At 46.4% G+C, this 23,555-nt stretch carries 19 protein-coding genes; 13 read left to right on the forward strand and 6 right to left on the reverse strand.

What is annotated here, in order from left to right:
• Positions 1-86: 86 nt before the first annotated feature.
• On the reverse strand, positions 87-965 hold the full coding sequence (gene sucD / locus BMZ56_RS01910; protein ID WP_090623407.1) for a succinate--CoA ligase subunit alpha: 879 nt from the start codon (positions 963-965) through the stop codon (positions 87-89).
• Positions 966-1,046: 81 nt separating this feature from the next.
• Positions 1,047-1,589 (reverse strand): RNA methyltransferase, encoded by a 543-nt coding sequence (locus BMZ56_RS01915; protein ID WP_090623410.1) that lies wholly within the window; start codon positions 1,587-1,589, stop codon positions 1,047-1,049.
• Positions 1,590-1,740: 151 nt separating this feature from the next.
• On the opposite strand from BMZ56_RS01915, the gene rpsT reads away from it, so the two are divergent.
• Positions 1,741-1,995: a 30S ribosomal protein S20 gene (gene rpsT, locus BMZ56_RS01920; RefSeq protein ID WP_090623414.1), complete on the forward strand. Its 255-nt coding sequence runs from the start codon at positions 1,741-1,743 to the stop codon at positions 1,993-1,995.
• A gap of 116 nt (positions 1,996-2,111) precedes the next feature.
• Here rpsT and BMZ56_RS01925 read toward each other — a convergent pair whose 3' ends face one another.
• Positions 2,112-2,975, reverse strand: a complete 864-nt coding sequence (locus tag BMZ56_RS01925; protein WP_090623417.1) for a 3-keto-disaccharide hydrolase — start codon at positions 2,973-2,975, stop codon at positions 2,112-2,114.
• Positions 2,976-3,003: 28 nt separating this feature from the next.
• A complete protein-coding gene (locus tag BMZ56_RS01930; protein WP_090623421.1) occupies positions 3,004-3,816 on the reverse strand; it encodes a helix-turn-helix transcriptional regulator in 813 nt (270 codons plus the stop codon).
• A 175-nt stretch (positions 3,817-3,991) separates the two neighbouring features.
• On the opposite strand from BMZ56_RS01930, the gene scpC reads away from it, so the two are divergent.
• From scpC to BMZ56_RS01945, 3 genes are read left to right on the forward strand one after another with little or no spacing between them, the layout of a single operon-like run.
• A complete protein-coding gene (gene scpC, locus BMZ56_RS01935) occupies positions 3,992-5,482 on the forward strand; it encodes a succinyl-CoA:acetate CoA-transferase ScpC (RefSeq protein WP_090623422.1) in 1,491 nt (496 codons plus the stop codon).
• A gap of 37 nt (positions 5,483-5,519) precedes the next feature.
• Positions 5,520-6,458: a hydrogen peroxide-inducible genes activator gene (locus BMZ56_RS01940; RefSeq protein WP_090623425.1), complete on the forward strand. Its 939-nt coding sequence runs from the start codon at positions 5,520-5,522 to the stop codon at positions 6,456-6,458.
• A gap of 41 nt (positions 6,459-6,499) precedes the next feature.
• Complete coding sequence (locus BMZ56_RS01945; RefSeq protein WP_090623428.1) at positions 6,500-8,299, forward strand: chloride channel protein; 1,800 nt, start codon at positions 6,500-6,502, stop codon at positions 8,297-8,299.
• 93 nt (positions 8,300-8,392) lie between these two features.
• Here the strand turns inward: BMZ56_RS01945 and BMZ56_RS01950 are convergent, their stop codons facing one another.
• Positions 8,393-9,133: a 3-keto-disaccharide hydrolase gene (locus BMZ56_RS01950; protein WP_090623432.1), complete on the reverse strand. Its 741-nt coding sequence runs from the start codon at positions 9,131-9,133 to the stop codon at positions 8,393-8,395.
• A 350-nt stretch (positions 9,134-9,483) separates the two neighbouring features.
• Here BMZ56_RS01950 and BMZ56_RS01955 point away from each other — a divergent pair, with 350 nt between their 5' ends.
• Positions 9,484-11,913, forward strand: a complete 2,430-nt coding sequence (locus BMZ56_RS01955) for a TonB-dependent receptor (RefSeq protein ID WP_317048174.1) — start codon at positions 9,484-9,486, stop codon at positions 11,911-11,913.
• A gap of 2 nt (positions 11,914-11,915) precedes the next feature.
• Positions 11,916-12,692: a DUF4249 domain-containing protein gene (locus tag BMZ56_RS01960; RefSeq protein ID WP_090623441.1), complete on the forward strand. Its 777-nt coding sequence runs from the start codon at positions 11,916-11,918 to the stop codon at positions 12,690-12,692.
• A 14-nt stretch (positions 12,693-12,706) separates the two neighbouring features.
• Here BMZ56_RS01960 and BMZ56_RS01965 read toward each other — a convergent pair whose 3' ends face one another.
• The gene (locus tag BMZ56_RS01965; RefSeq protein WP_090623445.1) at positions 12,707-13,315 is read right to left on the reverse strand and encodes a polysaccharide deacetylase family protein; all 609 of its coding nucleotides are present in this window, start codon (positions 13,313-13,315) and stop codon (positions 12,707-12,709) included.
• A gap of 38 nt (positions 13,316-13,353) precedes the next feature.
• On the opposite strand from BMZ56_RS01965, the gene BMZ56_RS01970 reads away from it, so the two are divergent.
• The 7 genes from BMZ56_RS01970 to BMZ56_RS02000 all read left to right on the forward strand — a co-directional run bounded on the left by BMZ56_RS01970 (position 13,354) and on the right by BMZ56_RS02000 (position 23,541).
• Positions 13,354-14,742, forward strand: a complete 1,389-nt coding sequence (locus tag BMZ56_RS01970) for a TolC family protein (protein ID WP_090623449.1) — start codon at positions 13,354-13,356, stop codon at positions 14,740-14,742.
• A 29-nt stretch (positions 14,743-14,771) separates the two neighbouring features.
• Entirely contained in the window at positions 14,772-16,124 is a 1,353-nt protein-coding gene (locus tag BMZ56_RS01975; protein WP_090623452.1) for an efflux RND transporter periplasmic adaptor subunit, read from the forward strand.
• 162 nt (positions 16,125-16,286) lie between these two features.
• Positions 16,287-16,655, forward strand: coding sequence for a hypothetical protein (locus BMZ56_RS01980; protein ID WP_090623459.1), 369 nt, complete (start codon positions 16,287-16,289; stop codon positions 16,653-16,655).
• A gap of 117 nt (positions 16,656-16,772) precedes the next feature.
• Positions 16,773-17,297, forward strand: coding sequence for a ferritin (locus BMZ56_RS01985; RefSeq protein WP_090624427.1), 525 nt, complete (start codon positions 16,773-16,775; stop codon positions 17,295-17,297).
• Positions 17,298-17,445: 148 nt separating this feature from the next.
• On the forward strand, positions 17,446-20,187 hold the full coding sequence (locus BMZ56_RS01990; RefSeq protein ID WP_143072816.1) for an outer membrane beta-barrel protein: 2,742 nt from the start codon (positions 17,446-17,448) through the stop codon (positions 20,185-20,187).
• Positions 20,184-21,158, forward strand: a complete 975-nt coding sequence (locus BMZ56_RS01995) for an NAD(P)H-quinone oxidoreductase (protein WP_090623467.1) — start codon at positions 20,184-20,186, stop codon at positions 21,156-21,158. The genes BMZ56_RS01990 and BMZ56_RS01995 overlap by 4 nt, the downstream gene beginning before the upstream one ends.
• A 94-nt stretch (positions 21,159-21,252) precedes the next feature.
• A complete protein-coding gene (locus BMZ56_RS02000) occupies positions 21,253-23,541 on the forward strand; it encodes a GH92 family glycosyl hydrolase (RefSeq protein WP_090623470.1) in 2,289 nt (762 codons plus the stop codon).
• The last annotated feature ends 14 nt before the right edge of the window (positions 23,542-23,555 follow it).

Consider the following 23,555-nt stretch of genomic DNA (forward strand, 5'->3'; position numbering starts at 1 on the left):
GAAATCGATAAAATGGTCGTAGCGAGATCAAATAAAAAAGGCACCTGCAGGTGCCGTAAGCATTAAGTTTTGACTGGCTGTTATCGTTAGGCACTTACACCCAATTCCTCAGCCATGGCTTTACCGATTTCTGCCGGAGATTCCACTACACGGATACCACACTCCCGCATGATTTCCATTTTGGCCGCAGCAGTATCATCGGCTCCACCGACAATAGCACCTGCATGCCCCATGCGGCGCCCTGGAGGGGCGGTTTGCCCGGCGATAAAGCCGACAACCGGTTTGGTGCCATGTTCCTTGATCCAGCGGGCAGCCTCCGCTTCCATACCGCCGCCGATCTCACCGATTACGATGATTCCTTCTGTTTCTGGATCGTCCATCAAGAGCTCGACGGCCTCCTTGGTGGTCGTGCCGATGATGGGATCGCCGCCAATGCCTATGGCCGTGGTAATACCCAATCCGGCTTTTACAGCTTGATCAACGGCTTCGTACGTTAGCGTTCCTGATTTGGATACCACACCAACTTTTCCTTTTTTAAAGATAAAGCCCGGCATGATGCCAATTTTTGCTTCATCTGCGGTGATGATACCTGGACAGTTTGGCCCGATCAACCGTGAATTTTTATCGCTCAGGTAAGATTTTACCTGGATCATATCCTTGGTAGGGATACCTTCCGTAATGCATACGATGACTTCGATGCCGGCAGCAGCAGCCTCCATGATCGCATCTGCAGCAAATGCGGGTGGAACGAAGATAATAGATACATTGGCGCCGGTTTTTTCCACGGCGTCCTGAACCGTGTTAAATACCGGGCGATCTAAATGCGTCTGGCCGCCTTTACCGGGAGTTACACCACCCACCACCTGCGTGCCATATTCGATCATCTGAGATGCATGGTAGGTGCCTTCGTTACCTGTAAAACCTTGTACGATTACTTTTGAATTCTTATTTACTAATACGCTCATGGTTCTGTTTTTTTGCCTCGCAAAGCTAACGTTTTACCGCGAAAAGTAGAAACTTAAGCCGGACATTAAGCGATTTTTCTTTTAATCCGTTACAGGAAGGTAGCCCTTGGCGTAGATATCCCATAGTACGATACCGATGGATACGGCAATGTTCAGTGAATGTTTGGTGCCTGATTGCGGGATTTCAATACACATGTCTATAAATTCCATGACTTCATCGGATACACCGTGTACTTCGTTCCCAAATATCAACGCGTATTTTTCGGTTTGCAGTGGCCTAAACTGCTGGAGGGGAATGCTTTCTTTGGCTTGTTCGATTGCGGTGAGCCGGTATCCGTCTTGCCGAAGCTGCTGCACGGCCTGCAGGGTGTCGGATACATGATGCCAAACTACCGATCGAGTGGCACCTAGCGCGGTTTTTTCGATTTCCCTGTGGGGTGGTATACCCGTGATGCCGCACAAAATGATACGTTCAATGGCAAATGCATCCGATGTACGAAAAGCCGAGCCTACATTGTGCATACTCCGTACATTGTCAAGTACCAATGTAATCGGAAGTTTGGGCTGTATTCTGAATGCTTCGACAGACGGCCGTCCGAGTTCATCCATAGCTAATTTTTGCATGGGGCAAAGATAGGAAATATGAAGTACGAAGGTATAAATACGAAGTAAAGGTTAAGGTACCGCCTAAAATTTTAAGGTAATTGTTTTGAATATTGAAAAGAAGGTAATATCTTTGCGGACTGAAAAAATTGAAGAAAAATTAGCTAAATAAATGGCAAATCATAAATCAGCACTTAAGAGAATCCGCGCGAACGCTGCGAAGCGCCTGCGGAACCGCTACCAAGCAAAGACAACCCGCAACGCGATAAAAAAATTGAGGGGTACCACCAATTCTGAAGAAGCAAAGGAGTTATTGCCGCGGGTGATTTCTATGCTTGACCGTTTGGCCAAGAAAAATGTCATTCATAAAAACAAGGCTTCCAACAATAAATCAAAATTGACGAAGTACGTGAATAGCTTGTCATAATAAATACTACAGATACGTAAAAAAGCCGCTTTGATTAATTTGAGCGGCTTTTTTTGCGTTATAGCGATTACTTCGCTTGTTCATTTATTTCTTTGTTCGTTCGATTATCTATCCGATTATCTATTCCTCGCTTCACTCCTCAACTGCTTGAGTACCTCTTGCAACTTTGCTTGGTCTCCCATATAAGGTGCTAAATCGAGTAATTCGACTTTCCGGAAATCGATTGGGTGGCTTTCACTTTGTAGCGAAATATATCCGCTTTTTAAGGGCTTCCCATCCACTTTCACAGCGGGATCGTAATTCGATACACTGCCTCCGCCAATCTGAGGTTTGTAGTAGGTAAGCACGGTATCACCTTCGAGAATATGATGGACCACCGAGTCAGCTAACACAAGAAATTCTGCGGTTACCCATTGGTCGCCATGGTAGGTCTTTGAGGTTGAATTGGTGCAATGCGGTGTAAACAGTTCGCCATTTACTTCCATAAAGACGTTGGTGCCGGGTGTACACAGGTTGCTGGTGGTTCGTTCATCGGTGCCGTTCCCTCCCAGCAGTTGCCCTTCTATGGATATGGGGAAATCTTGATCTTTCAACATGGTACGGGGATCCTGCCCATGCAGCATGGCTCCGCTGTTACGCCAAGCCCATCCTTCACCGCCGGGTGCCTGCTCGCCCACGAAGCGGTATTCAACGCGCAACAGATAAGCCGAGAACGGGGTATTGTAGTGAATGTGGCCATATTGAAAGTCAAAGTCGGTATATCCATCATACCGTACTTTTAATAGGCTGTCTTCTACACGAAAAGTGTTGGCATAGTTTTCGCCAACTTCATGTTTTGCGATTTTGACCGTCCAATCATTGAGGTCTTTCCCATTGAAGAGTTGAATCCATTCGAATGAATCGTTTGTTTCATTGGCTGAGTTGGTACACGCGCATATGGATAGTGCCATTGCCGATGCGAAGATGAAGAGTGTTTTCATTGATTGTATAATTGAGTTTGATATTGCTTTATCGATCCCACAGTCCGCGGTGTTTTACATACTCACTCGGTCGTACACCGACTATTTTCGTAAATGTATTGCTGAAAGTAGGTAAACTGCTATAGCCTACTTTTGTTGCCACTTCATTGATGCTGAGTTTATCGTCCAGCAGCAATTTCAGTCCTTTTAACATGCGTAAAATAGTAAAATATTGAATAAAAGACATATTGAGTTCCTTTTGAAATAGTCGCGCGAGCGACCGTTCGCTGATGCCGAAGTGATCAGCAACCTGCTTAAAGCTGATGGTATCGGCTATGTGTCTGTCCAAGTATTCGACGATCTTCAACAGCCGGCTGTCGTCGGGATACGGTAACGCCAAAGGCAGTGCCCCCTTACTCAATTCAGGTAGTAACATTTTGAATGATTTGGCAATACTGTATCGGCTTTCCTCTTGGGGGTGAATATTTCCGTTCCATCGGTTGGTAAACATCATCAGTTCCATCAAGAGATCGTCCACGGGATAGATTGCCGTTTGCATAAAGAATGAATTATCATACTCATAGACCGGAAAATACAGGTTACGCATGATTACTTCCGGTGTACTGGGATGAATACTGTGCCGGACGCCCGCTGGAATCCAAATATAATGTCTGGCAGGCAGGAAATAGGACTGCTGAGGCGTGTTGAGGTATACGACGCCTCCTTCAGTGTAAAGAAATTGGCCTTTTTTGTGAACATGTTCAGGAATAAATTTTTCTCCCATAACCGCGTGGTGGCAGTAAATGGTATCCGGATGTCGGTCTACCTCGGTAATGTAGTATCGGTTTACATACTGTTCCATTTCTCGCAAAATCGGAGAGGCACGCCTCTCCGGAAATTGCAGCTAAATTAAATAGAAAACACGACTTATTGTCTAAAACGGATAAATTTATGACCTGATATAATAACATTGGTCCCGCCATAACTGTTATATTGCATACAAGTATGTAGAATTTAACGAACGTAAATGCATTGAAATGACTTACGAAAGGATTAAAGCAACACAGCTGATTGATAAGGTAACCACCGCCGAACAGGCTGCCCAATTGTTTGAACACGGCATGGTTGTGGGGTCGAGTGGATTCACGAAGGCGGGCGATAGCAAGGCGGTATTGGATGCCTTAGCCAGACGTGCTGAAAAGGAAGAATTTCGAATTACACTAATGACGGGGGCGTCGTTGGGACACGATACCGATGCAAAATTAACACGTGCCGGCGCGCTGGCAAAACGGATGCCCTTTCAGGTGGATCGCGTACTCCGCGAGGCAATTAATCGGGGCGAAGTACTGTTTATCGACCAACATCTTAGTGAAAGTGCGGAACTACTGCACAACCATTGTCTTCCTCCGGTGGATATTGCAATCATCGAAGCCGCGTTTATCGAGCCAGACGGTAGCATTGTGCCCACTACATCGGTGGGTAACTCTGTGACATTTGCTGCGCTGGCAAAAAGGGTCATTATTGAAATTAATACGCGTGTTCCCGAGTCTATTTATGGCCTGCATGATATCTTCCAACCTGAGAATTACCCCCACCGCAATGTGATTCCCATCGTAGCACCAGAAAATCGCATCGGTCGCAGATCAATACCTGTCGATGTAAACAAGATTGTTGCCATTGTATTTACGGATATCCAGGATAGTCCGGCCGAAGTTGCGCCCCCCGATGCGAAGACCGTAGCCATTGCAGGTCATCTGCTCCGATTTTTCGAGGATGAGGTAAAGAAAGGGCATCTTACCGACCGGTTGCTACCCATACAGGCTGGAATCGGCAAGGTAGCCAATGCGGTACTTTCGGGTTTTAAGGATAGTAATTTCTACGATCTTCGTATGTTTTCGGAGGTATTGCAAGATAGTACTTTTGATTTGCTGGATAGTGGGAAAATGAGCTTTGCATCGGCATCGTCCATTACCGTTTCCGCTGCTTGTTACGATCGAGTGTTCGGTAATCTCCCTAAATACAAAGATAGAATCGTATTGAGACCACAGAACATCAGCAATACACCTGGCCTCATTCGGCGCCTAGGTGTCATCGCTATAAATACGGCTATCGAATTTGATATTTACGGCAATGTAAACTCTACGCATATCGGCGGTACGAATATCATGAACGGTATTGGTGGATCCGGGGACTTTGCACGGAATGCCTACCTGAGTATCTTTGTTACGCAGGCAGCCTCGAAGAATAACCAGATATCGCACGTCTTGCCCATGGTTTCACATGTGGATCATACAGAGCATGATGTCGATATTCTTGTAACAGATATCGGACTAGCCGACCTGCGGGGATTGGCGCCTCGCGAACGGGCCGCCCGTATTATCCATAATTGTGTGCATCCCGATTACAGGGAAGCACTGCAATCCTATTTTGATCGGGCGTGTAGGTTGCGTGGTGGACACACGCCGCACATCCTCGAAGAAGCTTTTATTTGGCACACCCGCTTTCGGGAGACGGGGAGTATGAAATAAGAATCGAGAATCGTACCTTTACACTGTTTTTCCTAGCATGACCCTTACGCAACTAGAATATATTATAGCGGTTGACACCTATCGCAGTTTTGTGGCAGCTGCGGAGAAATGTTTTGTAACCCAGCCAACGCTGAGCATGCAAATCCAGAAATTGGAGGAGTCCATCGGCGCGCGAATATTTGATCGCAGCAGACAACCGATTGTTCCGACGGAGGTGGGCGTTGAAATCATCAAACAGGCTCGGGTGGTGCTCACGGAAAGCCGAAAAATCAACGAATTAGTGCAGTTGAAAAAGGGTGAATTGGAAGGTGAATTCCGTATCGGTGTGATTCCGACCATTGCCCCGTACCTATTACCGAGAGTGTTGGGGAGTTTTATGAAACGGTTCCCCAAGCTACAACTACAGATTTGGGAATACACGACCGAGGTAATTATCCGTGAATTAAAGGCAGGGCTGCTGGATTGTGGCTTATTATCTACTCCGGTTTACGACCCGGCATTGGTGGAGCGCCCGATGTTCTACGAACCGTTTGTTGCCTACCTATCATCCGATAGTTCAATGATCGCAAAAAAAGAGGTGACTTCCGATGATGTATTAGGCGACAAGCTATGGCTGCTTACAGAAGGACATTGTATGCGCGGTCAGGTATTGAATATCTGCCAGCGTAAGCGCAGCATGGAACCTGAAGGAACCTTCGAATATAACACGGGTAGCGTGGAGACATTGAAGCGGATGGTCGACAGCAACTCCGGAACGACGATCCTGCCGGAGCTAAGTATTGAAGACTTTGACGAAGATCAATTGGCCCGCGTTCGTTATTTCAAGTCGCCCGAGCCCGTGCGGGAAATCAGTTTGGTGACCACACATAACTTCTTGAAAAAACTGGCCATTGATGCATTGGAAAAGGAAATTAAAGAGTCGATTCCCAAACGATTCAAGTCAAAAAAGAAGAAGGACGTAATGGGATTTGAATAAATGGTTAATGGCTAATTGTTAATAGGTAATTGTGGTTAATAATGGAAAGGCGGCAACGGCATATCATTTACCGGCTCAACCAATGGCGGATGCAGAAGATTTCCAACCGCAATTTTATGGTGTTGCTGGCAGTGGTGGTAGGCATTGTTGGCGGACTGGCGGCCGCAGCCCTAAAGGGGCTTACGCACTACATTGCAGCCTTTTTGCAGGACGATTTACAATGGCAGTATAAGTATTATCTTTACCTGTTTTTTCCCCTTATCGGTATCTTGCTTAGTGTACTTTATGTACGCCGATTTATCCGAAAAGGGACCTTCGAACACGGCATGACTCCGATTATTTATGCTATTTCCCGCAAATCCAGCCGTATTCAGGTGCATAATATTTATTCGCAGATTATCACCAGCGCACTCACGGTAGGGTTTGGCGGGTCCGCCGGATTGGAGGCTCCCATTGCCTATAGCGGCTCTGCTATCGGAGCGAATGCAGGGCGCTTTTTTGGTTTAAATTACCGCGAAGTGACTATGCTCTTGGCCTGCGGGGCTGCCGCAGGTATAGCCGGTGCTTTTAATAGCCCAGTAGCTGGGATGATTTTCGCCATTGAGATCCTGTTACCTGAGTTTTCCATCCCGGCATTTATTCCCTTGCTAATGGCCGCAGCCACAGCGTCTGTCGTGTCTAAACTGATCTATAGCGAGCCGCTCTTCCACTTGGTTACAGACGACTGGGAATTTCAGGCATTGTTCTTTTACCTCTTATTGGCCGTTTTAATAGGGCTTTTTTCGATTTACTTTGCTAAAATCAGTGTCTGGGTAAAAAGTGCTTTTGCCAAAATTAAAAACCCTTATCAAAAGGTGTGGGTCAGCGGTCTGAGCCTTGGTTTGATGATTTTTTTATTTCCTTCTCTTTATGGTGAGGGATATATCTCTATCCAGCGGATTCTTGATGGACGGACAGACGCTTTATTGGCGAACAGTATTTTTGCAGATTATCAGCATGTAGGGATATTGGTGACGGTATATGCCGTGATTACGGTATTCGCAAAATCGGCTGCGTCGCTCATTACACTCAGCAGCGGGGGGAATGGCGGGATATTCGGACCGAGCCTGGTAATGGGGGGGCTGTTGGGGTTCGCTTTTTCCTATGGAATCAACCTTACCGGGTTAATTGAATTGAATGTGCCTAACTTCGTGGTGGCCGGTATGGCAGCTGCGCTTAGCGGTATTATGCATGCACCCCTGACAGGAATTTTTCTTATCGCCGAGATTACCGGGGGGTATGCGCTGATGGTTCCCTTGATGCTGGTTACGGCAATCTCGTACCTGATCAATCGAACTATATTGAAATATTCCATATATACCAAGGCGCTGGCCGAGCAGGGTGATCTGCTCACTCACGAAGACAAAGACCGTACGGTATTGAGCATGATGAAACTCCGCTACGTATTGGAACGGAACTTTACGATACTGCGACCCGATGAACGGCCAGCAGACCGCCGTTATGACATCATCCATACAAAGCGTAATATTTTTCCTGTGGTCGATACGACAGGCAAACTACTGGGCATTATCTACAGCGAGCGGCTCTTTGAAATTTTGCTGGGTGAAAACCTAGAAAAGAAAGACCAAGACAAAACCATGCGCGAGCTAGCCGAGAAGCCTGTGGATATTATCCAGATGGATGTTAATATGGAAGCAGTGATGCAAAAAATGAACCGGGAGGATATCTGGATATTACCAGTGGTGGATGCCGATGGAAATTACATGGGGTTTGTGTCCAAATCGGCGGTTTTCAATAAATATCGTGCGCTGCTGATGCGGCAAGCGACCTACCTTGAGTAACCTAAACTTTGGGTAACCTAAACTGTCAATGGTCAATGGCTGATTCCTGCCTGGAGCTCATTAAAAATTAACCATTGACCATTGACAATTAAATTACAGGCTTTTTATCCGAATATTGCGGTAAGCAACTGCGTTTCCGTGGTCTTGCAGGGCGATTTTACCTTTTGGATACTTGGCAAAACCTTCCCAATCTTTGAATTTGCTGGCGTTCAATACCTGTTCCCATTCAGGGGTGCCAATGGTGACATCGGCGGTTTGCACGCCATTGAGCCACAGGGTGATCTGCCCATTGTTTTTACGGATACGGGCTTGGTTCCATTCGCCAACAGGCTTCGGCTCGGATACTTCTTTACCCCCGATCATGTCATAAAGAGATCCTGCCAGGTGGTTTTCGATTTTGTTGTCACTGGCATCGATGTTGTCCAATACTTGCATTTCAATACCGGTTTGATAGGTCGCGCTAAACTTGGGATCTTCGTGAACACCGAAAATAATGCCGCTATTGCCACCGGATGATATTTGCCATTCCAATTCAAGCTCGTAATTTTCATATTCTCCGTCGGTAACAATATCGCCACGTTGTTCACGCGGTACATCCGGGTTAAAACTTAAAGCACCATCTTTAACAACCCACGCTTCAGAGACCGTATCTCTCAGGTAGGTATGCCAACCATTGGTGGTTTGTCCATCAAACAAGGATACCCATCCATCATTCTCCGTAGCAGTTTCCGCGGAAGTGGTGTCTTGTCCTTCGTCCGTTTTTTGGCCAGACCCGCATGCGGCCATGACAGCAGCTGTCAAAGCAACTGATAATGTTTTTGTTAAATTTTTCATGTTTAAATTCTGCGATGTTTTGATTTACAAGTTTGTTCGGTTTCAATACTACAAACTTATTTTCAAAAACGAATGTTTTGATGGATTATTTTTGTAAAAGGCACATTTTGTGCCCGTGTCTAACTAAATCACATTCATTTATCGGCCGGTCATGTTGCGGAATATCTTCCCAAAGATGCCTAATTCGTAACGGAGTTCGGTCGGTATACCGTGAAATACGCAATAGTTGTGAAGGCCATTGTAGACAGACGCACACGAATAGAAATATGGGAAACGGCGTTCTAAGGAAAAATAAAATGATTTCGAGATGGTTTTATTAAAAGATTTATTTATTTGATAAACAATAGCTTGTGTTGGTTAAGTCAGGAAGGGAGGGTGGACAACTAAAAAATGTCTTTTTAGCGGCGGTTAATTGGCATAAAGCATGTAATATTGTAGGCATGTCGTTTACTCGGTTTCGCAAGGTGTGTTTTGTCTTCATTACCCTACTTGCCTCTGTTCCGGTTCATGTGTCTTCCCAGACGTCCTATACAATCAGCGGTCATGTTCGTGATGCCGGAACCGGAGAAACGCTAATCGGAGCAAGCATCCGGCTGAAGGATGATCCTTCCGTTGGTGCGCGAACCAACAATTACGGTTTTTTTTCACTTACCGTTCATGAAACAACCCAAGTATTGATCATATCGCATGTAGGCTATCACGCACAGGAAGTGCCGGTGACGCTGACCAGCGATACCACAATTCAGATTGATCTCAGCAGCGGTGAATTGTTGGAAGAGGTGGTAATCAGCCAGTCTACATACCGTGAAAATGTGCGTAGTCCGCAAATGGGAATTGCCAGGGTGGATGTGAATGAGATCAAGAACGTGCCGGTATTGATGGGCGAGAAAGATGTGTTGAAGACCATCCAACTTCTCCCGGGGGTGCTTTCCGGCGGTGAAGGCAGCAGCAGTTTCTATGTGCGGGGTGGAACGGGCGATCAGAACTTGATTTTGCTGGATGAAGCAATGGTGTACAACGCGTCGCATCTGTTTGGTTTCTTCTCCACATTTAATTCGGATGCCATCAAAGAAGTGAATTTGTACAAAGGAGGAATGCCAGCACAATATGGAGGAAGGATCGCATCGGTATTAGATATCACCATGTTGGACGGCAATAAAAAGAACTTCGGTGCAGAAGGAGGTGTTGGCCTGATTGCTTCGCGGCTGAAAGTTGATGGGCCGATCGTCAAGGACCGCGGGTCGTTTATGATCAGTGGGCGACGGACGTACGCCGACCTTTTTCTGAAACTTTCAAATGACGAAGAGGTAAACAACAGCCGGCTCTATTTCTATGACCTGAATGCCAAAGCAAACTATCGGATTGATGAAAAGAACACACTTTTTCTATCGGGGTATTTTGGAAGGGACGTGTTGGGTTATTCCAACCTTTTCGGTTTTGATTGGGGCAATGCTACAGGAACCTTCCGTTGGAACCATGTGCTGAACAGCCGGTTATTTTCCAATACCACATTTGTGTATAGTAATTTTAATTATAACGTCAGTATCGAAAACGACGAATTTAATTTCGTTATTGCCTCCCGTATACAGAATTACAACCTGAAACAGGATTTTCAGTTTTTTTCCACGAGCAAGAGCACTTGGCGTTTTGGTGTCAATGTATTGCAGCAAGGGATTTCTCCGGCCAACATCAATGCAGACGAAAATACAGCGGTAAATAGCTTGAAATTGGAAAACCGCAAAGGGATGGAGCTGGCGGCTTATCTTTCGCATGAATGGAAGCCAACCGACCGATTGAGTTTGATTTATGGGCTTCGCCTGAATACTTTTCTGCTGTTTGGACCGGGCACATTTTATGCATACGATGGCGAGGGAGACGTGATAGAAGGTATGGAATATCGAGGCGGCGACTTGGTGAAACATTACTTGAACTTAGAACCCCGCCTATCCTTGGGGTATCAGTTGCAGGGCAACAACAGTATTAAGCTTTCGTATAACCGTAACACCCAAAATCTGCATCAGTTGTCTAATTCCACCTCGAGCTTACCCACGGATGCATGGGTAATGAGTAGCAACAACATCAAACCCCAAATTGCCGATCAGGTAGCAGCGGGTTATTACCAGAATTTCGGAGGCGACCGATATGAATTTTCAGTGGAATCCTATTATAAGTATATGCAAAATCAAATAGACTACCGCAATGGAGCTGATTTGCAGGCCAATGAGCACATCGAAGCTGAATTGCTGTTCGGGCTTGGCCGAGCTTATGGTGTCGAAGTGTTTTTGAAAAAACGGGAGGGTCGATTGAATGGGTGGTTGAGCTATGCGCTTTCGCGCAGCGAGCGGCGGTTTGGCGGCATCAATAATAAAAATTGGTTTGCCGCGCGCCAAGACCGTACGCACGATGCATCGGTTGTGGGTATGTATCAGCTATCACCGCGATGGAATCTCTCAGCCACCTTTGTATATAGTACGGGCAATGCCGTGACGTTCCCCAGCGGGAAATATACAGTGGACGGGCGTACTCTTTGGTATTATACCGAGCGCAACGGTTACCGGATGCCAGATTATCACAGGTTGGATTTAGGGACAACTTGGGAATCGGCGACATCCAAACGCTTTAAATCCAGTTGGACGTTCGGAATTTACAACGTGTACAATCGTAAAAATGCATTTATCATTGATTTCAGAGAGAAAGAAGGTAATCCGAATGCCACCGAGGCATATCAGATAGCGTTATTTGGGATTATTCCCTCCGTTACGTGGAATTTTAAGTTTTAGCAATGGACAGGTGTTACAGGTATTTTATAGGGATGTTGGCCTTTTTTGGGTTGGGATGCGAAGATGTTATTGACATCGATCTGAATGACGCGACTCCACAGTTGGTGATCGTCGGAGAAGTAAGCAATCGATTGGAAGATCAACAAGTGACCATCAGCCGGACGGTTGCCTTCAGTACCGACAATCCTTTTGATCCGGTGTCGGGCGCTGAGGTGACGGTGTTTGACGAAGACGGCAGGTTATTCGAATTGATTGAGCAGACCCCTGGAAGATACCGTAGTAAGTTCAAGGGGCAAGTGGGGCACCAATATCGGCTGCGGGTACGCGTCGAGGGAAAGGAATTTACGGCGACTTCTCGCATGCCGGAATCCGTGTTGGTAGATTCGATAGGAACCGGTATCCGAAATGTCTTTAACGAGGAACAGAAATTCATCAGTGTCAAGTACCAAGATCCCGCCGGTGTAGGCAACTACTACCGCTATCTGTGGAGCGTCAATGGCAGTCCTGTTACAATGGTGCGTGTTACCAACGACAAATTCAATGACGGTAAATATGTGAATGAAGACGTTACCGACTTTGAGACCGAGTTAGTTGCTGGTGATTCCATATTCCTATGGATGCAATGCGTTGACAAGCAGGTGTTTGATTTCTGGAATGTGGTACAGGCGAACAACCCAGGTACCGCAGCTCCGGCTAACCCACCTTCGGCCTTCGGTGAGGGAGCGTTAGGTTATTTTAGTGCACAAGCCGTTGCGGAGTATTTCATAACGGTTCAGTAGTGCATAGGACAACGTTATAATACGCCAAATTCATACCCATCCGCCATCCACTGTTCAATTGCTCGGGGCAGCGTATAGGCTACGCGTGGAATTGCTTTGATGTTGTCGTGAAATACGATGATTGATCCACGTTGTGTATATCTCAATACATTATCTAGGCATTTTTCTGGAGAAAGTTTGGTGTCGAAATCACCGCTAAGAACGTCCCACATGACGATCTCATAATTTTTCTTAAGTTCAGCGTATTGCGAGCGTTTGCCCCGGCCGTATGGAGGGCGGAAGAGTCGGGTCGCCGTCAGTTGCTCGCAACGGTCTACGTTCTTCAAATAAATGTCATCTGGTGTTTTCCAACCATTGAGGTGGTTGTATGTGTGATTGCCGATCCGGTGTCCGTTTTCCAGCAGTGTATTGAATAAATCAGGATGTTTTTTTATATTTTCGCCCACACAGAAGAATGTAGCCTTGACACCATAATTATTTAGGGTATTTATAACAAGCGGTGTAACATCCGGTATCGGCCCGTCGTCAAAGGTGAGAAAAATGCGTTTTTCGGTGCGGCTACGGTGCCATGTGAGCGTAGGATAAAGCCAATGTAGAATGAAGGGAGCTTTGACAGTATACATGAATTATTATAAAAAGTAAAGATACGATTTTGGAGACAATGAAAAGAAGTTTCTCATACCTTGCCTATTTGACCGCTTGCTTTTGTGTTGCATGGCTGTCGCCTAAACAAAGTGCCGCACAGAAATTAGTTCCCATCAAAGCGGCCATTCACCAAGCGCTAGACAACAACCTGCAAGTAAAACAGGCCCGATTTCAGGAAGCGTTATCAGAAGAAGACTTAAAACAGGCTAAAAGCCAATTTTACCCGTCGTTGAATGCACAGGTAGGTGGGAATATGCGCTTTGGAAGGTATTTTGATCAATATTCAGGGCAATTGGTGCCTTCGGTAAATACAGCTAATGCAGGGGCATCAGCGGATGTTCCGATTTTCCAGGGATTCCAGCGAGTTAATCAGATACTAGCCAACAAAAATCAGCTCGCAGCTGATCAAAGCAACGTCGAAAAGGTAAAAAATGACCTAGTGTTATCCGTGGCTACCACTTATTTAGAGGCACTGACCAACCAGGATTTGTTGACGGCGGCTGAGCAGCAACTGAACCTTTCTCAGCAGCAATTGGAAGTAGCAGAAGCAAATTATGAAGTGGGGAATAACACGCTGGCCGATCTGTCGCAGGCAAAAAGTCAAGTAGCTACCGATGAACTGAATGTGACCTCCGCCGAGAACGCTTTTGAGTTGTCAATGCTAAATTTAAAGCAGCTCATGGAAATGGACCCCTCGGAAGACATCGTGTTGGAAAAGCCGCCGATTGCCAATATTGAGCAAATAGAAACACCTTATACTGCGACTGAAGTTTATCAGCAGGCGTTGAAAGCACAACCAGATATAGAAACTGCCGTTTTTTCAACCGCAGTCGCCAAAAGCAACATCGACATTGCTAAGGGTGCATACTATCCGACATTAGACTTCGGAGCAGGGTACGGTACCAGCGTATCTTCCGTTGCTGTACAGCCCATTGCGTTTGATCCGGATGGGCGGCCAACCGAGTACGGTCGGGTGTCTTTTGGCGATCAGTTGCGCAACAATGAAAGTCCATACATCGGATTGACGCTGACCATCCCGATATTTAACCGGTTTCAAGTCAGAACTTCCGTAAACAAGGCAAAAATTAATTATCAAAATGCCTTGACGAATGAACAATTGGCTAAAAATAACCTCAATAAAATCGTTAACCAGGCAGTGTTGGATCTTCGCTCTGCCAGCAAGCGGTATGGTTCAACAGAAACGGCATTTGAGTCGGCCAAAGACGCCTTTGAAGTCATTCGTCAGCGGTATGAAGTCGGTTTGGCTAATTCGGTTGAACTTTTCACCGCCCAAACAACGATGAATAAGGCAGAATTTGACCATATTCAGGCAAAATACGACCTGTTGTTTAGAAGCAAAGTGATAGACTTCTATCTGGGCAATGAGATAAATTTCGGGAACTAACGAATAACAAGCAATAGCATAAATAAACAATGGCAAAGAAAAAAAATACACTTAAATATGTACTCATTGGTGCGGTAATCCTGGTAGTAGGGGTCATCATTGCCAATAAGATGGGATGGATTGGCCAGGGAGATGTAATCAAAGTGGCTACCGATAAAGCTGAGAAAAAAACGGTAAACGAACAGGTGTCGGCCAGTGGTAAAATTCATCCCGAAGTAGAGGTAAAATTAAGCTCTGAAGTTTCCGGCGAAATCGTCGAACTGACCGTAAAGGAAGGCGACGTGGTAACCAAGGGACAGATCCTTTGCCGCGTACGGCCCGATATCCTGCAATCCGGTTACGAGCGGGCGGTCGCTTCACTAAATGCACAACGCGCCAGCTTGGCCATGGCGGAACAGCAGTTGAAGCAACAGGAAGCGAATTTTGCCAACATTGAGGCCAACTTCAAACGTAATCAGGAATTATTTGAACGGAAAGTGATTTCCGTAGCTGAGTTTGACCAGATCCGGGCTGATTATGAGAGTGCCAGAGCAAATCTGGAAGGACAGCGGCAAAATGTAATCGCCACACGGTACGGTATCGATCAGTCGCAGGCATCGGTAAAAGAAGCAGGTGATAACCTGGCCCGTACTACGATTTATGCGCCGGTAGATGGCGTTGTTTCGTTGCTGCAGATCGAACTCGGTGAGCGCGTGGTGGGTACCGCTCAAATGGCAGGTACTGAAATCATGCGCATCGCTAATATGGAAACAATGGAAGTTGTTGTTGAAGTGAACGAAAATGATATCAATCGGGTGGCACTCAATAACGAAGCCTCGATTGAAATCGATGCATTCCAAAACCGGAAATTTAAGGGGATTGTTACCGAAATAGCGAGCTCATCCACCACAGCTACTGCAGAGACTACCACGACTGCCGGGACCGATCAGGTGACCAATTTCAATGTAAAGGTTCGTATTTTGCCCGATTCGTATACCGATTTGTTGAAAAACGATCAACCCAATCCATCGCCGTTCCGTCCGGGTCTATCGGCTACAGTAGATATACATACACAGCAGAATACTGGTTTGGCAGTGCCGATACAAGCAGTTACGACACGTGAACCCGTGGCTGCAGATACCGCAGCCAAGGCAGCCAATGCCACCGCAGGAGCTCCCACGCCCACTGGGGTGCCCAAAATGAAAGAATACGTATTTGTATACGAAGGAGGTACTGTGAAGCAGGTGGAAGTGACCACCGGTATTCAGGATGATACCTATATCCGCGTTCTTTCGGGGCTTGAAGAAGGCGATGAGGTGGTATCCCGCCCATTCAATGCAATCAGTAAGCTGTTGAAAGATGGCAGCAAGGTAGAAAAAGTTGATAAGAATAGCCTGCTTTAAGGAGCGACTGTTTTGCACTAGCAAATCGAAAAGGGTAGAAAGGCAACATCGCACGGGCACAACTCCGCGATTTAGCAAACACACGGCTCCGTATATAAAAATAAGTTGGACTGATTATAAATAATATGTATATTCGCCACCGTTAATCAAAAAGGTTTGACAATGGTTTGCCCTCTGGCTAATTTCGAGGAGGTTTATCGGACGGATCACGGCGCAGTGTATCAATGCAGCAGGCAGAATTGTTACTGGTTGGAATTTGCAGGCGACACTACCGCATTCCGGGTGAGCGATTTTTTTAGTTTTAAGAAAAAAATTGATGCTATTGACGTTTCGGCGATGATTATTGATCCGTCCAGAACGGCAGATTTCACCATCCTGATGCCTTTTCGTACACCTCGCTGTTTTGTGTTGGATATCAACGATGTACTGAACCTCAGGGAGTTGTTAAATGGTGCAAAGTTCATGATCGAGCTCAATAGCGTGATCAATGCATGCCTGAAAACCACACCCAGCCGGGTAGCTAAGCTGTAATTTAGACTGAATTCGTATTGTTTTTATTTTGAGTGTATTACCACTTGATTTCCGTATTTTTGTAGTATAAATTACGAGCGACGAATGCTCGTTGATCGAAACATAAATACACGTATCATGAAAGATCTATTGCGATTAAAAACATCGTTGAACGAAGAGATAGAAAACATATTGAATGCGCAAATCAAGGTGGAAGCACATTCATCATCTGTGTATCTGGCGATGTCATCTTGGTGCGATGACCAAGGATATGATTTCAGTTCGGACTTCTTTACCAAACAATCGGAAGAGGAACGAAAGCACATGATGAAGCTTTTCAATTACGTAAATGACCGGGGTGGCAAAGCGATTTCTCCGGAAATCGTAAACGTTCCCACGGATTTCGAATCGTTTCGCAGCGTATTTGAGCAGATGCTGGAACAGGAAATGTATGTAACTCAACAATTCAACCACATTGCCGAGAAGTGTATTAAGTTAAAGGATTTTGTGACCTTTCAATTTATCCAATGGTTTCTCGAGGAGCAAATCGAAGAAGAATATGTAGCAAGGCGTATTCTGGAGATGTTCGATGTGATCGGCGAGGAGGGAACAGGCCGTTGGGAGATTGACAAGCACATACCCAAAGTGAGTTACGAGGGGTAGTATCTACGCTAACCGCTACGTTTTATACGGGTTGTCTTTTTTGGAAAGGACAACCCGTTTTTTTTTGCACGCATACAGATAATGTGCTATCTTTCGTTCCTTATATAAGGAGCAGATATATCAATTAGTTAGCTATCCCTACATAAAGTTGCCATCAATAACAATCCATAGGCTACTCATTTTTGCATTACTTTTTGTATCGTTGCAGGCATTTGCCCAGCACCAACGAAAAGAAATAAGCGGCGTTGTGATTGATACGGCGGGCGTTGCGCTGCCCGGCGTAAATGTGCGACTCACCACTGTACTTGATACGGCATTGGTGATTACGGACGGAGGAGGTAACTACCGGTTTACAGATATCATCGGTCCCGAGTTTCGGCTCACATTTAGCATGATTGGCTACAAGATATTGGACAAATCCTATCCGTCCAATTTCCCCGGTCCGGTAGTACAGCTGCTCCCAACGGTGCTGCCTCCGCAGCAGACATTGCTCAAGGAAATTGTGATCAATCGTATTCAGCCCATTGTTATCAAGGAAGATACGGTGCAATACAACATGGATGCCTTTAATGTGCGACAAAACTCGTTGCTCGAAGAAGCATTGAAGTTGCTTCCCAATGTGCAGGTGAGGCGGGATGGTACGGTGATCGCCCACGGGAAACAGATCAGTAGGGTGCAGGTGGACAGCAAGAACTTCTTTGGCGGCGAAGTACTGACGGCTACCCGCAACCTGCCTGCTGAATTTATCCAATCCATTCAGGTGATCGATTACTACGGTGATATGGCCAATAGCACCGGTATTAAAGATTCCGAACCGGAAAAGATACTTAATATCGTGTTAAAGGAAGATAAGAAACGCATTCTCTTCGGGCAGGTCACCGGTGGCGGTGGTACGGTAGATCGCTACATTGGCAGCATGGGGATCAACAACTTCAACGACGGGCAGGAGTTTTCGGTGCTGGGCTCTTTAAATAATACCAATACCAGCCTTTTCAGTTACGGTGCCCCTACCGGATCCGGAGGAAGGGAGCGTGGCAATTCGGACCTAACGGGAATGGTGGATCCCGAAGATGGTATAAATACTACCAACTCCGTTGGAATAAGCTATTCGGATGACGTTTCGGACAAGGTAAGTGTTTATGGAAAGTATACGTTTACAAACCGAAAGAACCGGACATTGGGCAATTCCGAGGAGACAAGTAACTTGGGTACGTTTTCTATCGTCACACTGAAAGACAATGAGATCAATACCGACAATAAGAATCACTTAATGGCTTGGGATATTGAAGCACAACTGGATGATCGCAATTACTTGAAGATCAGTCCAAATATTTCATATAGCAGTGTCGGCTCCCGCCATGTCAGCAACGATACGATTCAGCGGGGGTTGGAGCGGACCATCACCGATAGGGATTACCTGGCGGAGGAGAATGTTTCAACCCCCAATTTTGACATGGATGTGCTGTACTCACGCGCATTTCATAAACCGGGGAGAAAGTTTGTGGTCAATATGCAGGGAAAGTATGCCCAGCGGGATAAAGAGGAAAACATTAGTGATGCATTTAGAAACGTCAACATACTAACCGGCGAACCCGTGACGGGCGTCAACGATTACGACCTGAGGCAGGATGTGACGAGCGACAACCAGAACCGGGTGGGAAGACTGAAAGCTTCTTACGTTGAGCCCGTCGACAACAACAGTATATTGGAATTCAGCTATGAATATAACTACACCGCAATTGACAGTCGCCGTAGCGTATGGGACGTCGATAAGCAGGAACCTGTCGATTCGCTGAGCGTAGATTACTCGTATTTTTTTGAAAGCAATCGCATGGGATTGGTTTACCAAATGGAGCAAAGCAAGCGTTTTAAATATACGTTGGGCTTTGCTGTGCAGCCACTGCTCTTGCGAGGACAGACGATGGATATCGATACAATGACCCAGCACCGGAATGTCAACCTGATACCTAGTGCAGGCTTCCGCTTCCGTATTAATGACGAAAGTGAATGGTCGATCGAATACTTAGGAACAAATAATCAGCCTAATTTTTCGCAGATACAACCGATCCGTGATGTGACCAATTCGCAGAATATTATTATCGGAAATGCCGAGTTGAAAGCGGAGTTTGTCAATCGGATCACCACCCGCTTTCGTCAAACTAAACTGGGAAAGAATCGCTTTTTCGAAGCGCAGCTGGCACTTAACCAGGTCCAGAATAAAATTGTGACAAACCGGTCAAATCCAAGCGGTACGGTTCAGGAAACCAGTTTCCGGAATACATCCGGATATTTCGACGCACGTGGGTATTATATGTATAGTACGGCGATATTCAACGACAATTTTCAGTTTAACCTGAATGGTACAACAGACTATGTCAACAACGTATCGTATGTTAACGATAAGAAGAATTTCGGCCGTAATTTTATTTACTCGCAGGCCATGCAAATGCGGTTTATGCTGGAGGACGTGATTGAAACGGAGCTAAACACCAGTTACACCTTTAACCGTACCCGTTACTCCCTGCATCAGCCATATGGGCTGGTTAACGGTATCAACGCAAATTCCTTCTTGGTCGGACTGGCGGGAAAAGGGTACCTTTCGGACAATTGGGCGTTTGGGTTTGACCTTTCACACCGCCTCAATAGTGGTTATAGCGACTTTGTCAGCGTTAACCCAACGTTGCTAAACGCCTATATCGAATGTACATTTCTCAACAACAACATGGCATTATTACGGTTGCAGGGTTTTGATCTATTCAACCAGAATACCGGGATTACAAGGGAAGTATTCGAAACGAATATTTTGGATGTACGCAATAACCGGCTGGCCCGATACTTCATGCTGTCCTTAAATATACGCTTGCAGAAATACCCAGAAAAAAAACGATGAACGCAATCGTGATAACGGCTTATGGCGAACCTGAAAGCCTGGTGCTTGCAGAGCGGCCGGTGCCTATACCTCGTGAGAATGAAGTGTTGATCAATGTGTATGCCGCGGGCATCAACCGCCCCGATGTCTTCCAACGCAAAGGTCAATACCCTGCTCCGGCAGGTATCGTATCTGATATTCCGGGGTTAGAGGTGGCTGGGGTGATAGCGATGTGCGGTGACGGGGTAACGCAGTGGGGGCCGGGCGACCGGGTTTGCGCGCTTGTAGCAGGGGGAGGATATGCCGAGTACGTCGCGGTGAATGCTACACATTGTCTTCCTATACCCGATCATCTCGATTTTATGCAGGCTGCCTGCTTGCCCGAGACGGTATTTACGGTGTGGCATAACGTATTCCAACGCGGCAGGCTGCAAGCCGGAGAAGTGCTATTGGTACATGGAGGAAGTGGTGGAATCGGCACGACGGCTATCCAACTGGCAGTGCAGTTCGGTGCCACGGTATATGCCACGGCGGGGTCGGATGAGAAGTGCCGTTTCTGCGAACAACTGGGAGCGATCCGGTGCATCAATTACCGAAAAACTGATTTTGCCGATGCATTATCGGATATACGGATCGACGTGATATTGGATAGCATCGGTGCACCCTATTTCGAACGCCACGTAGCATTATTAGCCGAAGAGGGCCGGCTCGTGTTTATCAATGCCTCAGAAGGAAGACATGCTCCTTTGGATATCATGAAGCTGATGCGGCGGCGACTTACACTAACGGGCAGCACACTACGTGCACGGGACGCTGCGTTCAAAAGTGCGTTGAAGGCATCTATCGAACAGCATGTATGGCCACTGGTGGAAACCGGCACATTTCTTCCGGTCATTCATCGGGCTTTTCCGCTGGCACAGGCATCTGATGCTCACCGGCTGATGGAATCTGGTGATTTTATTGGTAAGTTGGTGCTGACCATTCATAATTAAGTGCTAAACACTTTTAGCGTTCTGTTTTTCTGTTATTTTTCTCATATTAGCAACCGAATAACGTTGGTATTATAAACCCATAACGAATTACGAAATGAGACGATCACTGATTTTGTTGCTTACTATAGTTTCGCAAGCCGTTCAGGCACAAGATGTAACCCATGTAGAACGTCCATTGGATTATGTGAATGTATTGATGGGCACCCAATCGGTTCATTTATTGTCTAACGGAAATACATATCCGGCCATAGCACGTCCCTGGGGCATGAATTTCTGGTCGCCCCAAACAGGAAAAATGGGAGACGGTTGGATGTATACCTATACGGCCGATAAAATCCGCGGATTTAAGCAGACGCATCAACCGTCTCCATGGATGAACGACTATGGTCAGTTTTCCCTTATGCCCATTACAGGTGAACGGACGTTTGACGAGAGCAAACGCGCCAGCTGGTTTTCGCATAAAGCTGAGGTAGCCCAGCCGCATTATTACAGCGTTTACCTAGCTGATCATGACGTAACAACGGAGCTTACCCCCACGGAACGGGCTGCACGGTTTCGTTTTACGTTTCCTAAAACCGACAGTGCGTATGTGGTCATCGATGCATTTGATAAAGGCTCCTATGTCAAAGTTGTGCCGGGAGAGAACAAAATCGTCGGTTATACCACCCGCAACAGTGGCGGGGTACCCGATAATTTCAAGAACTACTTTGTAATCGTGTTTGACCGTCCGTTTGCCAACGTAGGAACGTTTGCAGACTCCGTGTTGGTGGATAATCGACTGGAAATACAGGCTGATCATGTGGGCGCCATCGTAGGTTTCCAGATTGGTAGCCGTGGCGAGCAAGTGCAGGCCACCGTTGCGTCTTCGTTTATCAGCGTAGAACAGGCCGAACTGAACTTAAGGGAAATCGGCAACAAAAACTTTGAGACCATCAAACAGGAAGGGGCTGATCAATGGAATACCGAACTCGGAAAAGTAACCGTGGAGGGTGGTACCATAGACCAAGTACGCACGTTTTACTCTTGCCTGTACCGAACCATTCTCTTCCCCCGCATGTTTTACGAATACGATGCCAATGGCGATGTAATTCATTACAGTCCTTATAACGGAAAAGTATTACCCGGCTATCTTTTTACCGATACCGGTTTCTGGGATACCTTCCGGGCCTTATTCCCTTTTCTCAACCTGGTGTACCCGGAGGTGAACCAACAAATGCAGGAAGGGTTGGTGAATGCCTACAAAGAGGGGGGCTGGTTGCCTGAGTGGGCCAGTCCTGGCTACCGCAATATCATGGTGGGTAACAATTCTGCTGCTGTGGTGGCAGATGCTTATATCAAAGGGCTGCGGGGCTATGACATCGAGAAACTGTACGAAGGGCTGTTAAAAGGCGCAAACAACGCCGGGCCGATCACTGCTGTGGGTCGGGCAGGCGCTGAATACTACACCACGCTTGGTTATGTGCCCTATGATGTAAAAATCAATGAAAATGCTGCTCGCACGCTGGAATATGCATACGACGATTTCGCCATTTACCAGTTGGCAAAGGCGCTGGGCCGTCCTGCAGATGAAATTGCATTGTATCGTGAACGTAGCTTCAATTACCGGAAGCTGTTTGACAAAGAGACCGGTCTGATGCGAGGAAAAAATAAAGATGGTAATTTCCAACGGCCATTTAATCCGTTTAAATGGGGCGACGCTTTTACAGAAGGGAATAGCTGGCACTATTCGTGGTCGGTGTTTCAGGATGTGGAAGGGTTGGCACAGTTGATGGGCGGGCATGCCGCATTCGTACAGAAGCTTGACTCCGTATTCTCGCTGCCGCCAGTGTTTGATCATAGTTATTACGGATTCACCATCCACGAAATCCGCGAGATGCAGATTGCCAATATGGGGCAGTATGCGCATGGCAATCAGCCCATTCAACACATGATTTACCTATACAATTATGCCGGTGCACCCTGGAAAGCCCAGCATTGGGTGCGAGAAACCATGGAGCGGATGTATTTGCCAACGCCCGATGGATATTGCGGCGACGAGGACAATGGTCAAACATCGGCCTGGTATGTGTTTTCTGCGCTGGGTTTCTACCCCGTTACGCCCGCCACGGATGAGTATGTATTGGGCGCTCCATTATTCAAGAACGTAACCATCCACCTGGCAAATGGAAAAACTATCGAAATACAGGCGCCTAATAACAACAAGGAAAATCGGTATATCCAGTCGGCTACGTTTAACGGCAAGGAATACAATAAGAACTACCTCAAACACAGTGAGCTGATGAAAGGTGCTGTGCTCCGATTCGATATGGGAGACAAGCCGAATATGACCCGTGGAACCAAGCCAGATGATTTGCCATTTTCGTTAAGTTTAGCTAACGAGTAACGAAAAAAATCGGG

The sequence above is a fragment of the Parapedobacter indicus genome (genome assembly GCF_900113765.1).
Classification (GTDB): Bacteria; Bacteroidota; Bacteroidia; order Sphingobacteriales; family Sphingobacteriaceae; genus Parapedobacter; species Parapedobacter indicus.

What these genes read in the sequence shown, in the direction of transcription:
- sucD (WP_090623407.1), bottom strand. Translation starts at nt 965, where the DNA reads ATGAGCGTATTAGTAAATAAGAATTCAAAAGTAATCGTACAAGGTTTT.
- BMZ56_RS01915 (WP_090623410.1), bottom strand. Translation starts at nt 1,589, where the DNA reads ATGCAAAAATTAGCTATGGATGAACTCGGACGGCCGTCTGTCGAAGCA.
- rpsT (WP_090623414.1), top strand. Translation starts at nt 1,741, where the DNA reads ATGGCAAATCATAAATCAGCACTTAAGAGAATCCGCGCGAACGCTGCG.
- BMZ56_RS01925 (WP_090623417.1), bottom strand. Translation starts at nt 2,975, where the DNA reads ATGAAAACACTCTTCATCTTCGCATCGGCAATGGCACTATCCATATGC.
- BMZ56_RS01930 (WP_090623421.1), bottom strand. Translation starts at nt 3,816, where the DNA reads ATGGAACAGTATGTAAACCGATACTACATTACCGAGGTAGACCGACAT.
- scpC (WP_090623422.1), top strand. Translation starts at nt 3,992, where the DNA reads ATGACTTACGAAAGGATTAAAGCAACACAGCTGATTGATAAGGTAACC.
- BMZ56_RS01940 (WP_090623425.1), top strand. Translation starts at nt 5,520, where the DNA reads ATGACCCTTACGCAACTAGAATATATTATAGCGGTTGACACCTATCGC.
- BMZ56_RS01945 (WP_090623428.1), top strand. Translation starts at nt 6,500, where the DNA reads ATGGAAAGGCGGCAACGGCATATCATTTACCGGCTCAACCAATGGCGG.
- BMZ56_RS01950 (WP_090623432.1), bottom strand. Translation starts at nt 9,133, where the DNA reads ATGAAAAATTTAACAAAAACATTATCAGTTGCTTTGACAGCTGCTGTC.
- BMZ56_RS01960 (WP_090623441.1), top strand. Translation starts at nt 11,916, where the DNA reads ATGGACAGGTGTTACAGGTATTTTATAGGGATGTTGGCCTTTTTTGGG.
- BMZ56_RS01965 (WP_090623445.1), bottom strand. Translation starts at nt 13,315, where the DNA reads ATGTATACTGTCAAAGCTCCCTTCATTCTACATTGGCTTTATCCTACG.
- BMZ56_RS01970 (WP_090623449.1), top strand. Translation starts at nt 13,354, where the DNA reads ATGAAAAGAAGTTTCTCATACCTTGCCTATTTGACCGCTTGCTTTTGT.
- BMZ56_RS01975 (WP_090623452.1), top strand. Translation starts at nt 14,772, where the DNA reads ATGGCAAAGAAAAAAAATACACTTAAATATGTACTCATTGGTGCGGTA.
- BMZ56_RS01980 (WP_090623459.1), top strand. Translation starts at nt 16,287, where the DNA reads ATGGTTTGCCCTCTGGCTAATTTCGAGGAGGTTTATCGGACGGATCAC.
- BMZ56_RS01985 (WP_090624427.1), top strand. Translation starts at nt 16,773, where the DNA reads ATGAAAGATCTATTGCGATTAAAAACATCGTTGAACGAAGAGATAGAA.
- BMZ56_RS01995 (WP_090623467.1), top strand. Translation starts at nt 20,184, where the DNA reads ATGAACGCAATCGTGATAACGGCTTATGGCGAACCTGAAAGCCTGGTG.
- BMZ56_RS02000 (WP_090623470.1), top strand. Translation starts at nt 21,253, where the DNA reads ATGAGACGATCACTGATTTTGTTGCTTACTATAGTTTCGCAAGCCGTT.